12 protein-coding genes and 3 pseudogenes are annotated in these 19610 nt (G+C 68.9%); 6 read left to right on the top strand and 9 right to left on the bottom strand.

The window, feature by feature from the left end:
- The first annotated feature begins 521 nt into the window (after window positions 1-521).
- Both glgP and ABZV38_RS32195 read left to right on the top strand, forming a co-directional pair.
- Window positions 522-3125, top strand: a complete 2604-nt coding sequence (glgP, locus tag ABZV38_RS32200; RefSeq protein ID WP_356331974.1) for an alpha-glucan family phosphorylase — start codon at window positions 522-524, stop codon at window positions 3123-3125.
- A 202-nt stretch (window positions 3126-3327) separates the two neighbouring features.
- Window positions 3328-4560, top strand: coding sequence for an alginate lyase family protein (locus tag ABZV38_RS32195; RefSeq protein ID WP_356331973.1), 1233 nt, complete (start codon window positions 3328-3330; stop codon window positions 4558-4560).
- A 108-nt stretch (window positions 4561-4668) separates the two neighbouring features.
- On the opposite strand, the gene ABZV38_RS32190 is transcribed toward ABZV38_RS32195, so the two are convergent.
- The 3 genes and pseudogenes from ABZV38_RS32190 to ABZV38_RS32180 form a co-directional block, all read right to left on the bottom strand.
- The gene (locus tag ABZV38_RS32190; protein WP_356331972.1) at window positions 4669-6690 is read right to left on the bottom strand and encodes a M4 family metallopeptidase; all 2022 of its coding nucleotides are present in this window, start codon (window positions 6688-6690) and stop codon (window positions 4669-4671) included.
- 475 nt (window positions 6691-7165) lie between these two features.
- Window positions 7166-8842: an ABC transporter ATP-binding protein gene (locus tag ABZV38_RS32185; RefSeq protein WP_356331978.1), complete on the bottom strand. Its 1677-nt coding sequence runs from the start codon at window positions 8840-8842 to the stop codon at window positions 7166-7168.
- 58 nt (window positions 8843-8900) lie between these two features.
- Window positions 8901-9518: pseudogene (locus ABZV38_RS32180) on the bottom strand (recombinase family protein); the annotation flags it as partial.
- Between the two features lie 261 nt (window positions 9519-9779).
- Between ABZV38_RS32180 and ABZV38_RS32175 the strand changes: the two are divergent.
- A complete protein-coding gene (locus ABZV38_RS32175; protein ID WP_356331971.1) occupies window positions 9780-10682 on the top strand; it encodes a GNAT family N-acetyltransferase in 903 nt (300 codons plus the stop codon).
- Window positions 10683-10757: 75 nt separating this feature from the next.
- Here ABZV38_RS32175 and ABZV38_RS32170 read toward each other — a convergent pair.
- A pseudogene (locus ABZV38_RS32170) lies at window positions 10758-10991 on the bottom strand (Tn3 family transposase); the annotation flags it as partial.
- A gap of 242 nt (window positions 10992-11233) precedes the next feature.
- On the opposite strand from ABZV38_RS32170, the gene ABZV38_RS32165 reads away from it, so the two are divergent.
- Window positions 11234-12313: a protein kinase family protein gene (locus ABZV38_RS32165; RefSeq protein ID WP_356331970.1), complete on the top strand. Its 1080-nt coding sequence runs from the start codon at window positions 11234-11236 to the stop codon at window positions 12311-12313.
- A gap of 26 nt (window positions 12314-12339) precedes the next feature.
- On the opposite strand, the gene ABZV38_RS32160 is transcribed toward ABZV38_RS32165, so the two are convergent.
- The 5 genes and pseudogenes from ABZV38_RS32160 to ABZV38_RS32140 all read right to left on the bottom strand — a co-directional run bounded on the left by ABZV38_RS32160 (window position 12340) and on the right by ABZV38_RS32140 (window position 18309).
- A complete protein-coding gene (locus ABZV38_RS32160; protein WP_356331969.1) occupies window positions 12340-12762 on the bottom strand; it encodes a DUF6262 family protein in 423 nt (140 codons plus the stop codon).
- Window positions 12763-12767: 5 nt separating this feature from the next.
- Complete coding sequence (locus ABZV38_RS32155) at window positions 12768-14918, bottom strand: tyrosine-type recombinase/integrase (protein WP_356331967.1); 2151 nt, start codon at window positions 14916-14918, stop codon at window positions 12768-12770.
- Window positions 14918-16144: a tyrosine-type recombinase/integrase gene (locus ABZV38_RS32150; RefSeq protein ID WP_356331966.1), complete on the bottom strand. Its 1227-nt coding sequence runs from the start codon at window positions 16142-16144 to the stop codon at window positions 14918-14920. The genes ABZV38_RS32155 and ABZV38_RS32150 overlap by 1 nt, the downstream gene beginning before the upstream one ends.
- A gap of 108 nt (window positions 16145-16252) precedes the next feature.
- A pseudogene (locus ABZV38_RS32145) lies at window positions 16253-17207 on the bottom strand (Tn3 family transposase); the annotation flags it as partial.
- A gap of 79 nt (window positions 17208-17286) precedes the next feature.
- Window positions 17287-18309 carry an NAD(P)-dependent alcohol dehydrogenase gene (locus tag ABZV38_RS32140; RefSeq protein WP_356331965.1) on the bottom strand — a complete coding sequence of 341 codons (1023 nt, stop codon included), beginning with the start codon at window positions 18307-18309 and terminating at the stop codon, window positions 17287-17289.
- Between the two features lie 132 nt (window positions 18310-18441).
- Between ABZV38_RS32140 and ABZV38_RS32135 the strand changes: the two genes are divergently transcribed.
- Both ABZV38_RS32135 and ABZV38_RS32130 read left to right on the top strand, forming a co-directional pair.
- Window positions 18442-19107 (top strand): TetR/AcrR family transcriptional regulator, encoded by a 666-nt coding sequence (locus tag ABZV38_RS32135; RefSeq protein ID WP_356331964.1) that lies wholly within the window; start codon window positions 18442-18444, stop codon window positions 19105-19107.
- Window positions 19108-19188: 81 nt separating this feature from the next.
- Window positions 19189-19610, top strand: a 422-nt coding sequence (locus ABZV38_RS32130; protein WP_356331963.1) for a helix-turn-helix domain-containing protein, incomplete at its 3' end; no start/stop codon positions are given.

Genomic DNA, 19610 nt, shown 5'->3' with positions numbered 1-19610 from the left:
CGGGCGTAGCTGTGAAGGTCTGAATGCGCCGGGCTCCGCCCCCTGGTACCCGGGCCGGTGTGTTCGGCCTCGCCGGCACTCGGGCGGGCTGCGCCGGTCGTGGGCGTCGTCGTGTCAGTTCCATGAGCCGAAACCTCCTCCTCGACGTGGAGCGCGCTGCACGGAGTCGCGCCGGTGGCCGGCCGATCCGCCCCGAACCCCGTACGCGCCACACGGCAGCCTTCCCTGTGGGATGAGGTGCCACAAGGCCACCCGAGGGGGTGGAATCAGCCATAACCCCCGTGGCGGACGTGCAGCGATTGGCTCCGAGGGGGCAGTGATACGGAGGGGGCCCATGCGGCCGGGGAGCTTCGGTCAGGGGCGTAGCCGGGGCGGGCGGCTCACCGGGCGTCGCCCCGCTGTGAGCCGGTCGCGCGCCGTGGTTTCGCAGTGGGGCACACCGCTACCGTCGAGGGTGACGGAGAGGCGCACACCGTGGTGCGTCCCCTCGGATTCGTACGTCCCCTGTAAAGGTGGAATACGTGAAGGCCATTCGTCGATTCACCGTGCGTCCCGTCCTCCCCGATCCCCTTCAACCGCTCAGTGACCTTGCCCGCAACCTGCGCTGGTCCTGGCACACCGAGACACGTGAGCTCTTCCAGGCCGTCGCCCCGGAGGGCAGCCGGGCGGCGGACTCCGACCCGGTACGCCTGCTCGGCGCCGTCTCCGCCGGGCGGCTCGCCGAGCTGGCCCACGACCAGCAGTTCCTGCACCGGCTCAACGAGGTGTCCGGCGCCCTCCAGGAGTACCTGGACGGCCCGAGGTGGTACCAGGAGCAGCTGGCGCAGGGCACGGAACTGCCGGCCGCCGTGGCGTACTTCTCGCCCGAATTCGGCGTGACCGCAGCCCTTCCCCAGTACTCCGGCGGGCTCGGCATCCTTGCCGGGGACCATCTGAAGGCCGCCAGCGACCTCGGCGTACCCCTCGTCGGGGTCGGGCTGCTCTACCGGCACGGCTACTTCCGCCAGAGCCTGTCACGCGAAGGCTGGCAGCAGGAGCACTATCCCGTCCTCGACCCGAACGAACTTCCGCTCACCCTGTTGCGCGAGGCCGACGGAACACCGAGCCAAGTGGTATTGGACCTCCCCGGCGGCCGCTCGCTCCACGCCCGCATCTGGCAGGCCCAGGTCGGCCGCATCCCGCTGCTCCTGCTCGACTCCGACGTGGAGGAGAACGCGCCCGGCGAGCGCGATGTCACCGACCGGCTGTACGGCGGCGGCAGCGAGCACCGTCTGCTGCAGGAGATGCTGCTCGGCATCGGCGGCGTACGCGCCGTACGGACCTATTGCCGGCTCTCGGGGCACGCGGAGCCGGAGGTGTTCCACACCAACGAGGGGCACGCCGGCTTCCTGGGGCTGGAACGGATTCGTGAACTCTCCGGTACCGGGCTGGATTTCGACTCCTCGGTCGAGGCGGTGCGGGCCGGCACGGTCTTCACCACCCACACCCCGGTGCCTGCCGGAATCGACCGATTCGACCGGGAGCTCATCGCCCGCCACTTCGGCGACGACGGTGAACTGCCGGGCGTGGGCGTCGAGCGGATCCTGCAGCTGGGCATGGAGACCTACCCCGGTGGTGAGCCCGGTCTCTTCAACATGGCGGTCATGGGCCTGAGGCTGGCCCAGCGTGCCAATGGTGTCTCCACCCTGCACGGCGCGGTCAGCCGGAAGATGTTCGCCGGACTGTGGCCGGGATTCGACGCTGCGGAGGTGCCGATCACCTCGGTGACCAACGGTGTGCACGCGCCCACGTGGGTCGCGCCGGAGATCTTCGAACTCCGGGACCGGTACGGGGGTACGCCGGGACGCTGGGATGCGGCAGCCGGGATCCCGGACCGGGAGATCTGGGACCTGCGGCGGTCCCTGCGCGAACAGTTGGTGACCGAGGTCCGTAAAAGGCTCTCCGCCTCGTGGCGCACACGGGGCGCGGAGCCGGCCGAACTCGGCTGGATCGACAGTGTGCTGGACCCGGACGTGCTGACGATCGGCTTCGCGCGCCGCGTGCCCTCGTACAAGCGGCTGACCCTGATGCTGCGCGACCGTCACCGGCTGATGGAACTGCTGCTCCACCCCACCCGGCCGATTCAGATCGTTGTCGCAGGCAAGGCACACCCTGCCGACGACAGCGGAAAGCGACTGGTCCAGGAGCTGGTGCGGTTCTCCGACGACCCCCGGGTCCGCCATCGCATCGTCTTCCTGCCCGACTACGGGATGGCGATGGCACAGAAGCTCTACCCGGGCTGCGACGTCTGGCTCAACAATCCGCTGCGCCCCTTGGAGGCATGCGGCACGAGCGGGATGAAGGCTGCCCTGAACGGCTGTCTCAATCTGTCGGTGCTCGACGGCTGGTGGGACGAGTGGTTCGAACCGGACTTCGGCTGGGCGATCCCGACCGCGGACGGGTCCGCCATGGACGAGGACCGGCGCGACGAGCTGGAGGCGAATGCCCTCTACGAGCTGATCGAGGAGCGGGTCGCACCACGCTTCTACGACCGGGGCGCCGAAGGGCTGCCCGAGCGCTGGGTCGAGATGGTCCGCCGCACGGTGGGCTCCCTCGGCCCCAAGGTTCTGGCGGGACGCATGGTGCGTGAGTACGTGGAGCGGTTGTACGCACCGGCCGCGCTGGCCCACCGCTCCCTGGACGCTGCCACGGCGCGGGAGCTCGCGGACTGGAAGGCCCGGGTCCGCGCGGCGTGGCCGCGGGTCGCCGTCGACCACGTGGAGGCCGTGGCACCGAGCACGGCGGGCAGTTCGGCCGAGCTGGGGTCCACGCTGGCGCTGCGGGTCCGGATCGCCCTCGGAGCACTGGAGCCGGACGATGTGGAGGTGCAGGCGGTGGCCGGACGGGTCGACTCCGCCGATTCGATCTCGGATGCCCAGGTATTCCCGCTGAAGCCGACCGGCGGCCAGGACCTGGAGGGCCGCTGGTTGTACGAGGGACCGCTCGCCCTCGACCGCACAGGTCCCTACGGCTACACCGTGCGGGTACTTCCTGCACACCCGCTGCTTGCGACCAGCGCGGAACTCGGCCTGGTCGCCCTGCCGACGGAAGCGACGGGAGACGGTGCGGGCGTGCTGATGCGCTGACGACCCGACCCTCGGGGGCCCGGCACCTGCGAGGTGCCGGGCTTCTTCGTTTTCTGAACGCAATGCCTTGACGTGTTCATGGGATGCATTTAGGTTTCTCACTCATTGCAGAGTTCACAACTCGACTCGATGTTCACGCCTGTGAACTTGGTTGGTTTCGAGGAGAGTTGCTGGACCACCTCCGCACCGGAAGGCACCCCACATGCGTACCGGATCCATCGGGCGCGGCCTCGGCCTCGCCACAGCCCTGGCCGCCCTGCTCACAGCGGTCTTCATGGCCCCGGCCTCGGCAAACAGAGCCGCACCCGCCGTCGGCCCGCAGGCGGTGAAGGCCGCCACGGCCGCGGCCCCCGCCACTTTCACCCACCCCGGCGTCCTCGTCAGTCGCCCCCAGCTCGACTTCGTACGCGCCAAGGTGCAGGCCGGAGCCCAGCCCTGGAAGAGCGCGTACGACCAGATGCTGGCCAGCAAGTACGCCTCGCTCACCCGCACCGCCAAGCCACGGGCCATCGTGGAATGCGGCTCGTACTCCAACCCCAACTACGGCTGCACCGACGAGCGTGAAGACGCGATAGCCGCCTACACCCTCGCGCTGGCCTGGTACATCACTCAGGACAGCCGCTACGCCCAGAAGTCCATCGAGATCATGGACGCCTGGTCGGCCGTGATCCAGGACCACACCAACAGCAACGCCCCGCTTCAGACCGGCTGGGCCGGCTCCTCCTGGCCCCGGGCCGCAGAGATCATCAAGTACACGTACAGCAGCTGGCCGAACTCCGGCCGCTTCGCAACCATGCTGCGCAACGTCTACCTCCCCAAGGTCATCAACGGATCCAACAGCAACGGGAACTGGGAACTGAGCATGACCGAGGCCGCGATCGGCATCGCGGTCTTCCTCGAGGACCGCACGGCCTACGACAAGGCCGTCACCAAGTTCCGCGGACGTGTCCCCGCGTACATCTACATCACCGCCGACGGCGCTCTGCCTAAGACCGCACCGGGCAGCGGCCTCGACACGCGCGACGAGATCATCGGCTACTGGCAGGGACAGTCCACCTTCATGGACGGTCTCTCCCAGGAGACCTGCCGCGATCTCACCCACACCGGCTACGGAATCTCCGCCATCTCCCACATCGCCGAGACCAGCCGGATCCAGGGCCAGGACCTCTACCCCGAGATCGCCGACCGTCTCCGCCACGCACTCGGTCTCCACGCCAAGTACCAGCTGGGCACGGCAGTCCCGTCGACGCTGTGCGGTGGCACGCTCAAGGACAACCTCGGCCCGATCACCGAAGTCGGTTTCAACGCCCTGCACAACCGGATGGGCATCGCCATGACCAACACCCAGACCCTCACCGAACAGCAGAGGCCTGCCGGATCCAACAACCTGTTCGTCGCCTGGGAGACCCTGACCCACGCGAACAACCCCAACTGATCGGCATCCAGGGGTAATCCGTTTCGCGGAACGGCGAAACCGCCCGGGAGGAAGGAGAATCCTCCCGGGCGGTTTCGCTTATCGACTGCTCTGAACGTGCTGCTGGGTTCAGAAGGTCAGCTTGAAGCTGTTGATCGTGCCGATGTCCTGCGAGGCGACGTCCTGGACCTTCAGCTTCCAGGTGCCGTTGGCGACCTCGGACGATGCGTTGACGATGTAGGTCGTCTGGACGTTGTCCGCCGAGTCGCTGGACGAGGAGTTCTTCAGCCGGTAGGCCGTGCCGTCCGGGGCGACGAGGTCGATGACGAGGTCACCGCGCCAGGTGTGGGTGATGTCCACCCCGACCTGGAGGGCGCTGGGCGCGTTGCCCGTGACACCGGTGACGTTGACCGAGCTGGTGACGGCCGCGCCGTTGTCCGGGATGGCGACGTGGGTGGTGTTCTGGAAGACGGTCCCGCCGCCTCCACCGGGGCGCGAGCCGACGTTGACGCCGGCCCAGGCATCGGCCACCGCCTTGTACTCGGCGCTGGTCGTGCCGTACAGCTCACCGGCCGCAGCGAGGGTGCCGGTGCGGGCCGCCGCGTAGTTCGTCGTGGAGCTGAACTTGGTGGTGAGCGCCTTGAACCAGATCAGCGCGGCCTTGTCGCGGCCGATGCCGGTGACCGGCAGGCCGTCGGAAGTCGGGGAGTTGTACGAGACGCCGTTGATGGTCTTGGCGCCGCTGCCCTCGGAGAGGAGGTAGAAGAAGTGGTTCGCAGGACCTGAGGAGTAGTGGACGTCCACTCCGCCGATGCCGGAGTACCAGGCGTCCTTGGACGCGCCGTCCTTGCTCGGCTTGTCCATGTAGCGCAGCGGGGTGCCGTCGCCGTTGATGTCGATCTTCTCGCCGACCAGGTAGTCGCCCAGGTCGGTGGCGTTGTTGGAGTAGAACTCGACCGCGGCGGCCAGGATGTCGCTGGTCGCCTCGTTGAGACCGCCGGACTCACCGCTGTAGACCAGGCCGGCGGTGGCGGAGGTGACACCGTGCGTCATCTCGTGCGCGGCCACGTCCAGGGAGGTCAGCGGTGCGGCGTTGCCGCTGCCGTCTCCGTAGGTCATGCAGAAGCAGCTGTCGTCCCAGAAGGCGTTGACGTAGTTGTTGCCGTAGTGGACGCGGGAGTACGCGCCGACGCCGTCGCCCCGGATACCGGTGCGGCCCTGCACGTTCTTGTAGTAGTCCCAGGTCTCGGCCGCGCCGTAGTGCGCGTCCGCCGCGGCCGTCTCGACGTTCGTCGGACTTCCGTTGCCCCAGATGTCGTCGGAGCCGGAGAAGAGCGTCCCGGTGCCGGACGTGCCGTGGTTCAGGTTGTACGTCTTGTGGTTGCCGCGTGTCGTGTCGGTCAGCGTGTACGACGGTGCGGTGCCGAGCGTGACCTGGCCGCTGTACTGGGTGTTGCCGGTGCCGGTCTCGATGGCCTGCCACTCGTAGAGCTTCGCACCGGTGGACGCGTCGGTGATGACGTGCAGCTCGTTGGGGGTGCCGTCGTCCTGGAGCCCGCCGACGACGGTCTCGTAGGCGAGCTGCGGCTTGCCCTGGGCCATCCAGACCACCTTGCGCGGTGCCCGGTCGGCGACGGTCTTCTTGGAGCCGGCGGCCTTGGCTGCACCGAGAGCCTGCGACTCGGCCTTGGCCGGGGCGACATCGGCGGCGGTGTCGACGGCCTTCAGCTGGGCAGAGGTGGCCTTGGACGCCTTGGTGACGCTCTCGGTCTCACCGGCCTTGGTCTCCTGGACGACCAAGTCCCCACCGAGGACCGGAAGTCCGCCGAAGGTGCGCTCGTAACGCGTGTGCGTGGTGCCGTCGTTGTCCTGGATGACATCGCGGACGACGAGCTTCTCCTGAGAGCCGAGACCGAGCTCCTTGGCCGTGGCCGCCTTGCTCGCGTTGGCCTCGCGGATCAGCTCGGCGCGCTGGGAGGGGGAGAGCTGCTTGGCCAGTGCCCCGTGATTGACACGGGTGGCGGCCGGGGCGGCAGCGGAACTGTCGGGCACGGCAGCTGCCGTGCCCGTCTGGATTCCTGCGGCGAGGAGGGCTGCTGCGGCTATCAGAGCGCCGGTCGCGGTGGCGCGACGGCTGGGCGTGGATCTCACGCGGACTCCTTCTGCGAGGGGGGTAACGGCGGCTGGGTGAGCCGTCCGGGCAGAGCAAGCAGTGCGCAGAACGGGGGAAGAGTGTCAGCAGATGGACGTCTCTGTCAGGACCGCGTCAACAAGTTGGCCGGAATTCGTCCGTTGCCAGAAAGGTCATGTTCGTTAAGCGGACGTTTCACCGATCATCACCGCGACGCCATCCAGGGGTCCGGTGCAGGCCGAATTCGAAGAGCGATCGAAGCCGAGCTCGAATGCATCGTGTTCGAACAGCGGGCTGGGTGCGGGGTGGCGCCCGTCAGTCGAAATGGCCTCGAACTGTGGCTCGTTCCGAACCGTCCGCGGCCGGGACGTTCGCCGAACGACGCTGCCCGACGCACCCGCCGCCGAGCGCGAGTCGCCCGGCGGCGCGGTCATGGCGGCAGCCGCCGCCGTTCTCTCCGTAGTCCTGTCGCGGAGGATCGGCTCCGCGCCATGCTCACAACGACGGCGAATGAGGCCGGTCGGCATGCCAGGAACGCCAGAGTGCGGCGTAGGCGCCGTCGGCGGCCACCAGATCGTCATGGGCGCCGAGTTCGGTGATCCGGCCGTCCTCCATGACGGCCACCCGGTCCGCGTCATGGGCCGTCTGCAGGCGCTGCGCGATGGCGATGACAGTCCTGCCTTCGAGGACGGCGGCCAGCGCTCGCTCGGTGTGTCGTGCGGTCCTGGGGTCCAGGAGCGCAGTGGCCTCGTCGAGTATCAACGTGTGGGGGTCGGCCAGTACGACACGTGCCAGTGCGAGTTGCTGGGCCTGTGAGCCGTCCGGGCGGTGTCCCGCATGGCCCAGATCGGTGTCCAGGCCGTCCGGGAGCTCGCCGGCCCACTCGGCGCCGACGGCGGCGAGCGCCGCACGCAGTTCGGCGTCGGTGGCCGACGGGGCTGCTATCCGCAGGTTGTCCCGGACCGTGCCGAGGAACACATGGTGCTCCTGGGTGACGAGGGCGACCTGGCGGCGCAACCGGTCGGGTGCCAGGCCGGCCACCGGTACCCCGCCCGCCGTCACCGAGCCGGTGCGCGGCACGTCCACGCCGGCCAGCAGCCTGCCCAGCGTGGCCTTGCCGGCGCCGGACGGGCCGACGATCGCCAAGTGGTCGCCGGGCCGGACCGTCAGATCGACTCCGTGCAGGACGTCGCCGTCGTCGCCCCCGCCGCCGTAGGCGTAGTGCACACCGGTCACCGCGATCCGGTCGTCCGCCGGTGTGCGGGAGCGGGCCGAGGGCAGGTGCGGCACCACCCCGATCCCCTCGACCCTGGCAAAGGACGCACTGCTGCTCTGCAGTTGTTCGACCCGCTGCAGGATGGTGTCCAGCGGCTGGGAGAGCTGCCGCAGATACAGGGCCGAGGCGACCACCGCACCCAGGCTCATGGCGCCGTGGCCGTGCAGCACACCACCGATCAGCAGGACACCGGCCACGGGAACGACATAGGAGATCTCCACGGCAGGGAAGAGCACGCTGCGCAGGAAGAGCGTGCGGGTCCGGGTGCGCCGGCACTCTTCGATCGCCTGGTGACATGCGTCGATACGGCTCTGCTGCAGCCCGAGCGCCTCGACGGTGCGGGCGCCGGCGGCGGTGGCCGCCAGCTGCTCCGCCAGTGCCGAATTGGCCGCACCCTCGGCGAGGTAGGCGGTGAGCGCCCGGCGCAGATACCAGCGGACGGCGAACCAGATGCCCAGCAGCCCGAGCACGCCGCAGGCACCGAGCAAGGGGTTGAGCGCGAAGACCGCCCCGAGGATGAACAGCGCCTGGACCGCGGCGATCAGCACATCGGGGCCGACGTCGCGGAGGGTGGTGCCGACCGCCGCGACATCCGTGGTGCCGCGGGCCGTCAGGTCACCCGTGCCGGCTCGCTCGGCCACCGAGGCGGGCAACGCCAGTGCGCGGTCGGCGAACTGCTCGCGGACGCGCGCCAGGGTCCGTTCGCCGAAACGGTGTCCGACCAGGCCGGCGTAGCGGGCCAGCAGGAGCTGGGCCAGGGCGAAGACCAGGATGGTGAGCGCCAGCCGGTCCACGGTGCCGACTCCGCCGCCTGCCCTGACCTCGTCGATGACACGGCCGAGGAGCCAGGGGGCGACGAGTCCGGCGCCGGCGGCCAGCGCGTTGAGTGCGAGCAGCGCGGCGAAGGCGCGGCTGGCCTTCGAGGGTCTTCTCCCGGATGTAGTTGCGGTCGATCTGCCCGGCCACGGCGAGTACGGCGAAGAACATCGCGCCCATGCCGTTGGGGTCGTAGATCCCGGTCAGAGGGCCGGTGAGGAGTTCGAGCTGGATGTCGCCGGCCTGGAGCTCGGCGGACAGGCTCATCAGCTCGGCCGCGTTCCTGGCCAGACGCTTGAGCTCGTGCACCGTGAGGATGACGGGTGTCTCGGGCGCGGCCTCCTTGAACTGGTGGGCCAGCGCGAGCGCCTTCTCCAGTTCGGGCCGCACCTTCACGCGAGTGCTGATCTGCTCCTTGAAGACCTTGTGGCACTCCGCCCGGTGAAGGGCTTCGAGCTGGCTCGCCAGCTCCTGGCGGGCCGTTGACGTGCGGGCGTACCCGATCCGCACCGGTCGCTCGGTGTGGGGCGCGGGCACGATCGCGAGCGCGGGGCCCTGCTTCCACGCTCGGCCGGGGAGCCGGTCGGCGGGGACGGGGATCTCCAGTTCCTCGCGGAGCGCGGGGACGAGGGGGGTGTGGTATTTCGCGGCGGTCTTCCCGCCGCGGGTGCGGCAGGCGCTGCCGGCGGGCGCGTCACAGTTCGGGCAGTTATGACGTTCTACCGCAAGTGCGGCCTGATCGGGCGTGAGATCCATGACGGCAGCCTCATGCCGGTGGCGCCGGATTTCGTTCCGATGTACCGCAGGTCCCGTTTGGGCGGGTCGAGATGTGGTGCGTGCGGCAGGCCAAATGCTGTTGTCGGTCATTCGATCACGCTGTTACGCTCCGCTCGCGTCCTCGACCGCAAAAAGGAGGTGGGAACCGTGAGGCAGCTGACTCTCATGTGCTCCCACCCCGTTCCGAGGACGCCGAGGATCTGAAGGGGAGCGCGGTCGCTACCCGGAAGGACCCTTCACGTGACCGATCTGGTCATCCGCCCCCTCGCCACAGGCGAGGAAGCACTTTTCGAATCCCTGCCCGATCCCGGCCTGGTCGGCTTCGCCGCCTTCGGCGACACCTACAGCGGGATGGCCGCAGCCGGTGAGTACCGCCCCGAGTGGACCTGGGTGGCCCTGCGTGACGGTGTCGTCGTCGCGCGAGCGGCTTGGTGGGCCGGGCCTAAGGACGACAAGCCGCTTGCTCTGGACTGGTTCGACTTCACGGACGCCGGTGCGGCCGTACAACTGCTCCGCGCTTCGCCGCTGCACGCCGAGTACTCACTCAAGCTGTCGCCCGGCTGGCGCGACGTCCCCGCGGTCCGGGAGCAGGCCCAGGCCCGGATCGACGCGGCCATCGCCGCAGGTATGTCTCCTCTGGTCGAGCGGTTCCGCTACCGCTGGACGCCGGACTGCGGCGTGCCCGCGCGCCCGGGCCGCCTCGAATTCCGTCCCGAGCCCGATGACGCGGCGGTCCTCGACGTCTTCCGCCGTATCCACCAGGGCAGTCTCGACGCCCATGTGCGCCGCACCGTCGCCGCATCCGGGCTGGAGGCGGCCGCCCAGGAAGAACTGGACTATCTGCGCTGGTTGCCGAGCCCGCGCGAGTGGTGGCGCCTTGCCTACAACCCTGCCGGGGAACTCGTCGGCCTGAGCGTCCCAGCCCGTCACTACGGAGACCCTCTCATCGGCTACATCGGCGTCGTGCCCGAGCACCGCGGCCACGGATACGCCTATGACCTGCTCGTCGAGGCCACGCATAAGCTCGCTGACGAGGGCGTGGACCGCATCGTGGCCGGGACTGACCAGACCAACGTTCCGATGGCCGCCCACTTCGCGAGGGCCGGCTACCCCATCGCCCAGGAACGCATCGATCTGATCTAGCCCAGAGACAGGAAATGGTGTGGGACTCGGGGTGTGACAACCGAGCCCCACACCTCGCTGCGACTCCTGCCGGGGCTACACACTGGTGAGCTCCGCGCCGTCCTCGTCGTCGTCGAGTTCCGGTGCCTCCGGGTCGCGCAGGGGCCGCAGTGCGCCGGCGGCCGGGGTGGAGGCGGTGAAGCTGTAGCGGCCGAGGACGTTGAGGTTGCGGTGCCTGAGCGGGGACAGGCGGGCGATGTCCTCGTCGTGGATCTCGTGGCCCTCGGCGCGGAGCTGGTCGACGGCCGCGTCGATGTACCGGGTCGTCCACCAGTTATCTGGGGAAAAGGGGTGAACGGCTGGTGTTCGCGCAGGTGGAGCCCTTGCGGTCGCGTCCGTAAGAGATCGGCGTCAAAGGGTCTGGAGCGGGAGATGTGCCGAGGGCCGAGGCAGCGCCGGGGGCCCTCACTCTTGGGCGGCTTCGAGGACCTGCCGGGAAGGCCCCGGCGGATAGGGTCGATCACGTTCGCGAGATCACCGACGCCCCAGTTCGGGGCACCGAGGAGTCCACGATGCAGCACTCAGACCCGCGGTATGCCGGGCGGCTCGCGACTTATGGGACCGTGGCCACGCGCCTGTCCCTGCTGAGCGACCGTCAGCTCGGCGAGGTCGTGGCTGCTGCCAGCCCGCTCGGGTCTGGCATCGGGGGCCGGGCGGCGGAGCTGGACATCGACGGGACGCGGGTGTTCGTCAAGCGGGTCCCCCTGACGGAGCTGGAGTTGCGACCGGAGAACGTGCGGTCGACGGCGAATCTCTTCGGGCTGCCGATGTTCTACCAGTACGGGGTGGGCTCGGCGGGGTTCGGGGCCTGGCGCGAGTTGGCCGTGCACACAATGACCACCCACTGGGTCCTTGGGAATGAGTACGAGGGCTTTCCGCTGATGTACCACTGGCGCATCCTGCCCGACTCCCCTCCCGAGGGGTTCGCCGGCGAGTTCGGGGGCATCGAGGGGGCGGTCGCGCACTGGGACGGCTCATCGGCCGTGCGCGAGCGGCTGGAGGCCATCGGCCGGTCCTCGTCTAGCCTGGTGCTCTTCCTGGAACACGTCCCGCAGACGCTCGCCGCGTGGCTGGACGACCGCCGGGAAGGTGTGCCGGAGAGCGAGGAGGGCTCGCCTTATCCGTGGGTGGAGGAGGCTCTGGCGAGGGGGACCGCCTTCATGAGCTCGCACGGGCTGGTCCACTTCGATGCCCACTTCTTCAATGTTTTGACCGACGGTCGGCTGCTCTATTTCGCGGACTTCGGACTCGCCCTGAGCTCCAGCTTCGAACTGTCAGCGATCGAGGCCGAGTTCCTCTCAAACCATCTCGCCTACGACCGCTGCCACACCGCGAGCCATCTCCTCCGCCACCACTTGCCCGAGGGCCTGCGTGGCGGCACGGAACACGAGGAGTCTCTGCGCGAGTGGGTGGCTGGCCGACAGCCCGAGGGGGTCCGGCCTGAGATCGCGGCGATCATCGACCGGCATGCCCGGACCGCCGTCGTCATGGGCGAGTTCGCCCGCCGCCTGCTCACCGAGAGCAAGCGAACGCCATTTCCGGCCGCCGAGATCGAGCGGGTCCGGGGCGCTGCGGTCGCGGCGCCCCACTGAGGTCGTGCCTCCGCACGAGATCTGTGTCAGGAGGTCTCGGGGCGGGCGGTGTGCCGGGGGCCGAGGCGGCGTCGCAGTTCGAGGTTCTCGCTCTGGGCGGCTTCGAGGGCCTGCTGCAGGGCTTTGACCCCGTTGCGGTGTCGCTGCTTGAGCTCGGCGAGCTGGCCGGTGAGCGTGCGCACGACACTGCTCGGCGAGTCGTCGGGCAGTTCCGCGACCGGCCGGGGCGGGTGGTTCTGCTGCTGGGCCCGGAGATGCTCGACGCGCTGGCGGATCTCAGTGCACCGGTAGAGGAAATCGAGTGAGACGTCGGCGGTCTGGGCGAGGCCACGGAAGGTGATGGGCTGCCTGGTGCGGATCATCTCGCGCAGGCCCTGTTCGGCCCGGGCCTGGGCGGCGGCGCTCTTGCGGGCGGCGGCCTGGCGGAGGTTGTCGGGGTTGCCGCGCATGCTGGTCAGCTCCGATCCTGGCTGCGGGTGATGGCATCGGTGCGGGCTCCGACGCCGGCCCCGCGGACTGCGCGGGGTTCGTCGGCGAGCTGGGTCGCTTCGAGCTTGAGGATGATGCGGCCCAGCGCATCTTGTTCCTGGCGGCGTCCGGCGAGCCAGATGTTGTCCTCGCCCATCGGCTGTCCCGTCCGGACCGTGAAAGCTCCCTGCCGTTCCTCGATGAGCTGGCCGGTGCGTTGTCGCTGGGCGGTGAGCTCAGGAAGGAAGGTGGCGTCGGTGGCAAACTTGTCGCAGGTCAGGCAGGCGTTGCCCTTGGCGCAGACCTGACGGGGCGGCAGCAGGCACAGTCCGTTGGGCAAGATCCGGTCGGTGCGTTTGTCCAGCTCCAGCATGTCGTAGAGGTCACGCGGATCGGTGGTCAGCTCCCGGGCGTCAGCGGTGATCTTCCGGTAGCGCAGGAACTCCCGTTCGTGGGTCTCGGCGAGGGTTTGCGCGTAGTGCATCAGCATGGTCGGCGACAGGTGGCCGAAATAGCGCTGGACGACGTGCAGCGGGACGCCGGCGTTGAGCAGGCTGGTGGCCTTGGTGTGCCGGAACCGGTGGGTGCGGTTGAAGTCGACCAGCCGCTCGGCGCTGTCGCGGATGCCGAGCCGGCGAGCGAACTTGGAGAGTGTCTGATGGACGCTCTCCAAGGGGTAGGGCTTGTCGGCGTGGCGGTTCATCTTGTGCGCCAGGAACAGGTACTTCGGCGTCACACCTGCTGCCCAGCGGGGCCCCAGATGGGCGTCGGCCCACTGCTGCTGGCCGGTGATGATGGCGACGATCTCGGCGTCGACGAGGATGGTGTCCGGTGCCTGCTCGATCTTGGTCTGCTGGTAGCGCAGCTTGGCCACGAAAGCGCCGTCGTCGGCCTCCTCCCCGGCGGGACGGGTGAGCTGGTCCAGGGCGAGTAGCGGGTCGCGGTCGAGCATGCGGACCTCACTGATCCGCCGCCCGATACGGGCCTGCAGCATCACGATCCTCATGAGCTGCTCGTCGCCGAATCCGCCTTCCTGGGCCGGGGCGCCGAGCAGGTGCAGGTTGGCCATGATCTGGGAGAAGGCTGTGTCGTCGATGATCTCCCACCGCTCCGGCTGGACCGTGGGGCGGCCCTTCTCCCCGTGCCGCCACAAGATGGCGTGATAGGGGCCCAGCCCGAGCCAGTCCGTTTCGTCCAGCGCCTGGGCGACCGTCTCGCGGTGGTCGGTCATGAACGCGTAGAACTTCTCGACGTCGGTGACGATGTCGTTGACGCGTAGCGGCGAGAGCGGCTTGCCTTTGTTTGGACCAGAGCGCGCGATCTGGGCGCGGACGTGGCTGAGGAAGTCCAGCATGAACAGCCGTACCCCGGCGGGATCGTCACGCAGCCACGGCCGTGGGCCGGGCTGCTGGCCGGCGATCCAGTCGCCGAAGACCTGTAGCCCGGACCGGCGGGAGCGCGCCGTGGTCCACGTCAGGTCCCCGGTCTCCAGGGAGACCCGGAGATACCACTGGACGGCGTGTCGCAGCCAAAGCGGTTGTAGCTGGTGGAAGTAGAGGCTGTGGTCGCCTTGGGGTTCATGGGCCCGCCGTGGGATCCGCGGATCCAGCCCGGGGTCCCACACTTCGCGCTGCCACCAGGGTCGCTGGTCGTAGGCGGTCCACAGCATCTGGTAGCAACGCCGCAGCAGAGCAGCGGTGTTGAGCGCCCAGCCCTTGGCGGGCAGGCGGCTGTTGTGCCGGGCGTAGGCAGCGGCCAGGGTCCGCTCCCACTCGCGTGGGGTGCGGCTCATCAGCGAGCCGCGAAGCTCTGGGTGGTCCTCCACCGCCTTGGCCAGCCAGCTGAGGAGCGACTGCACGGCTCCCAGCGGAACGCGGCCGCCGAGTTCGACGATGCGCCAGCAGCACCAGGCCATCTCGCGGTCCATGGGATCGGGCAGCACGAAGAAGCGGAGCCGGAAGCCGCGCTGGTGCTTGCTCAGGGTGAAGGCCGCGAGGTCGGCGGGCTCCAGGCAATCCGAGGCCAGATCGACAGTGCGGAACCGCTGTGGGACTGCGGCCCACATCGCCCGGAGCGCCTCCGCCTGGAAGCAGCCGGAAGTATCCCGCATGTTCTCCAGCAGGAGCTTGGTGCCCATCAGCACGGTCCGATCGGTTCGGCGTCCGTCGCCGCGCGCCAGCCGGCGGTCAGCGCCTTCCAGTCGGCGACGGCCCTCAGTTCGGCGTCCTCGGTGACGTGGGCGTAGGTGTTCATCGTGGTCTGCACGTCCGCGTGCCCGAGTCGGCGCGAGACCACGTGCATCGGCACTCCGGACAGCAGCAAGGCGGTGGCGTGGCTGTGCCGGAACCAGTGGGGTGTCCAGCCGTCCGGGACCTGTCCGGCCAACTGGCGGCGCAGCCGGTCGACCAGGTCGTAGACGCTGTCGGGCTTCCAGGGGGCGAACCGCGGCTCTCGGGCGAGATTGACGAAGACGTACCAGTCGTCGAGGTCGGCGACCGCCAGGTCCGCCCCCACGTCGCACAACTGCCACACGTACTCGTCGTAGAGCCGGTCGAGCTCGTCGGAGATGTAGAGCTTGCGGTAGCCGCCGCCCTTCACCCGCACCTCGTGCGGATGCTCTCTCGGAACGACCTCGATGAATGGGGTGTCGCCGCGGCCGGTGTGCCAGTCGCGGTGCTGAAGCCCGAGCGCCTCACCGAGCCGCAGCCCGGTCTCGGCCAGCAGGGCCCACAGCAGGCGGTCGCGCACCGATCCCCGCCACTCGCCCGCCACCGGATCCCAGACCGCGCAGGCATCGCAGATCCGGTCGATCTGCCGGGGCGTCAGCACCGGCGGCACGACCGAATGCTGCTGACGCACTCTGATGATGGTCTGGCGACGGCCCTTGCGGCGCGCGATGTGCTCCAGCATCGGCTTGTACCGGCTGCCGCCCCCGCGCACGAGGCGATGCAGTTCCCGGCCCACGTTGACACCGTTGAGCCTGTGGAACTCGTAGAAGGACAGCACCGCGCGCAGCCGCACCGAGACGGTCGACTCGCTGAACCGGGCCTGTCCCGGCGTTAACGCCGGGACCTGCGGGTCCTCGCCGGTCCGCAGCCAGGTCAGGAAGGCCCCGAAGTCTTCCAGCGTCACCGCGTCCCAGGCCAGCCCGAAGGCGTCCAGATACTGCCACCACAACGCCAGGGCCCGGGCGTAGGACTTGACGGTGTTCGGCGAAGCCTTCAGCACCCGCAGGTACTCCAGGTACTCCTCCGCAGGCCCCACTACCCGGTGGTCACGGCCCAGCACGGTCCACGTCCGCTCGCCCCCGCCGAGGGTGAGGCGCTGCGTACGGAACCCCGAGAGATCAACTACGGTCGTCACGACCCGTAACGTACGCACCCCAGATACACCGTCCGCGACAGCGGAGAGACACGCCTCAAAGATCACTCATGCTGCGTAGCGGACGGCCTCCGGCCGCCCCAGATAACAGAGCACCACCGCATTCAAGACGAGACCGAGTGACCCCAACTGATCTTCCATCCCGTCCCGGTACGCCTGGTGGATGGTGCCCTTCTTGCCGTGGCAGATGTCGCGGGCGAGCTTGTGCCGGGACTCCTGGACGGTGAGCTGCTTGTGCATCTGCCGCCGGTAGGTGTCGTCGACCGGGTCGACCACCGCCAGGAGGTGGAGGGTCTTGGCGATCCGCCCGTACTCGGCGAACGCCTGCCCCAGTGGGGTCGGATGGCCCTCGCGGCCGAACATCCGCAGCAGGTCGTAGGCCCGGACCTGGTTGGTGACCAGGGAGCCGGCCACCCGCAGCATGTCCGGCCAGGCCGTGAGGACCTTCTTCACGTTGACCTTGTTGCGGGCCAGCGCCTCCAGCGGCCCGTACCCGCCTGCCGGCTCGGTGCCGGGCATCTGGGCCTTCCAGAACCTTTGGTCTTGAAGGTCCTTGAAGCGCGGGGAGAAGCGATAGCCGAGCATCTTGAAAATGCCGAAAACCATGTCGGAGTAACTAGCGTTGTCCGTGGCGACCATCTCCGGTTACCCCGCCGTCCAGGTTCAGCAGCGCGTCCAGGATGAACAGGGAGTCGCGCGGGGTGCCGGGCACAACCATCTGCCCGATGCCGATGACCTGGTCGTTGATGGCGTTCAGCCAGGTGATGCCCTTCTTCTTCGCGAAGTACTTGGGGCAGGGGGCGGCGTTGATGGTGCGGACGGGAACGACGAAGCGCAGGCCGTCGACGGAGGCAAGCAGGCCCTTGCCCCAGTACTGCACGATCGGCACACGGGCCTGAGCCTCGATCAGCGCGGCGTTCGCCGCGGCGATGGTGTCGGCGCGCAGGTAGTACTGGTCGACGTGGACGAGCCGGGCCCGGGTGAGCGCCTCGTAGTTCGGGTTGATGACCGGGGTCATGCCAATGTTGCACGCCTCGCTCACTAGTGCAGTGACTCAGTTTTGCTTGACTGCTTCGAGGGCAACCCGGCCACGCTGGACCTGTTGTCGGCGTCGGCCTACGGCGTCACTCGGCGGGCAGGGCGAGCGCCAGCTTGCCCGTGACGCGGCCGTCGAGAAGGTGTCGGACGGCTGCGGCGGTCTCGGCGAGCGGGTAGACGCGATCCATGACAGGGCTGAGCGCGCCCGCGTCGATAAGACCGCTCAGGTCGCGCAGCCCATCGGCGTGCTCGGAGGAAATGAAGGTGCCCAGGTGCTGGCCGGTGAACGGAGACAGCATCTGTGCGCGGAGCTGCCGGTCAGTGCCGCCGAGCCAGGGCCCGTTCGTCTCGCCACCGGTGATGACCAGCCTCCCGCGGGGTGTGAGGGCGCGGCGCAGATCCCGCAGACCGCGGTTGCCCGCGATGTCGATGACGGCGTCGTAGCGTCGCGGGCCGGCGAGGAAGTCCTCGCGGGTGTAGTCGATCATGTGGTCGGCGCCCAGCGCCTGTACGGCGTCGAGCTTAAGAGTGCTCGCGACGGCCGTGACCCGGGCATTGAAGGCGTGGGCGAGTTGGACGGCGAAGGTGCCCACGCCACCGGCGGCTCCCGTGATCAGGACCTGCTGGCCCTCCTGGACCTTGCCTTTGTCGCGGACCGCCTGGAGTGCGGTGAGCGCGCTGACGGGTACCGTCGCCGCCTCCTCGAAGGTGAGTCCGGTCGGCTTGGGAGCGATCCTGTCGGGACGGGCGGCGACGTATTCGGCGAACGCGGCGACGGCCGTGCCGTAGACGGCGTCGCCGGGCGCGAACCCGGTCACGTCGGAGCCGACCGCCTCGATGACACCGGCGATGTTGCGGCCGGGATTGGGGAGCTTCGGCCTGCGCAGCCCGCTCACGGTCCGGACCGCGTACGGCAGACCGGCCATCATGTGCCAGGTGCCCCGGTCCACGCTGGAGGCGCGCACCCGCACCAGTACCTCGCCTGGCCCGATGCTGGGCCTCGCGAGCCGCGCCGTGCGCAGCACGGCTTCCGGCTCGGCGCCGTAGCGCTCCTGCACGACGGCCACCATCGTCTTGGTCCCGCCGGTGGTTGCGGTCGGCTCGCTCATGTTCCGCATCGTCACTGCTCCCGGTTCCGTCTCCCGTTGTACTTACGGCGTAAATACTTACGGTGTAAGTACAGCACTTACGGCGTAAGCTCGTCAACGCTGGGAGACCACGAGAGGAAGTGACCGTCCACCGTGGCCCGACGTACCACCCCGCAGCCGACCCGCGAGACGCTCACCCGGCAGCGGGTGCTGCACGCCGCCGTCGAACTTGCCGACACCGGCGGCCTGGAGACGCTCAGCATGCGTAAGCTCGGCGAGGCCGTCGGAGTCGAGGCAATGTCCCTGTACAACCACGTGGCCAACAAGGAGGACCTGCTCGACGGCATGGTTGACCTGGTCTTCGGCGAGGTCGAACTGCCCACGCCGGGTGACGACTGGCGACAGGCGATGCGGCAGCGGGCGATCTCCATGCGCCTGGTGCTGTCCCGCCACCGCTGGGCAATCGGGCTGATGGAGTCACGGTCCACTCCGGGCCCGGCTACCCTGCGTCACCACGACGCCGTTCTCGGCTGCCTGCGTCAGGGCGGGTTCTCCCTCACCCTGACTGCCCACGCCATCTCGGTTCTCGACAGCTACATCTACGGGTTCGCCCTGCAGGAGAAGACCTTGCCCTTCGACACCCCGGAGGAGACCGCCGAACTGGCGGCGTCCATCATGAGCGGTTTCGGCGACGGCGAGTACCCCTACCTGACCGAGCTCGCGACCGCCCACGTCATGCGTCCCGGTTACACCTACGGCGACGAGTTCGTATTCGGACTGGACCTCATCCTCGACGGCCTCCAGCAAGCGGCGGACTGACGAGCCAGTGCAGTGACTCTTAAATACCTATCAGTAGTTGGGTTATGCTGAGGCGTGTACAAGATTGCTCCGCCCTTGCCGATGTCCGATGATCAGCGTGCCGAGCTGGAGCGTTTGACGGGTTCGCCGACGCAGCCGTATCGCGTGGTGGTGCGGGCGCGGGCTCTGCTGCTGGCCGCGGATGGGGTGTCGACCACGGCGGTGGCGGAGGAGTGCGGCGCTACCGTGGCGACGATCCGCTCGTGGCGTCGGGCATTCGAGGAGCGGGGCCTGGAGAAGTTCGGCGAGGTCGCGCCGGGGCGAGGCCGGAAGGCGACCATCAGCCAGGAGAAGGTCGAGGAGATCGTCAATGCCACCCGCTTCACCAAGCCGCAGGGGAAGACGCACTGGTCGACCCGGGACATGGCCGCGGCCCAGGGCGTCTCGCGGGCCACGGTGCAGCGGATCTGGTCGGCCCGCGGCCTGAAGCCGCACCTGGTCAAGACGTTCAAGCTCAGCAGCGA

The sequence above is a fragment of the Streptomyces sp. NPDC005181 genome, from assembly GCF_040608395.1.
Lineage (GTDB): Bacteria > Actinomycetota > Actinomycetes > Streptomycetales > Streptomycetaceae > Streptomyces.
The sequence above is the reverse complement of the archived record's forward strand: the minus strand, read 5'-3'. Positions and strand labels throughout refer to the sequence as shown.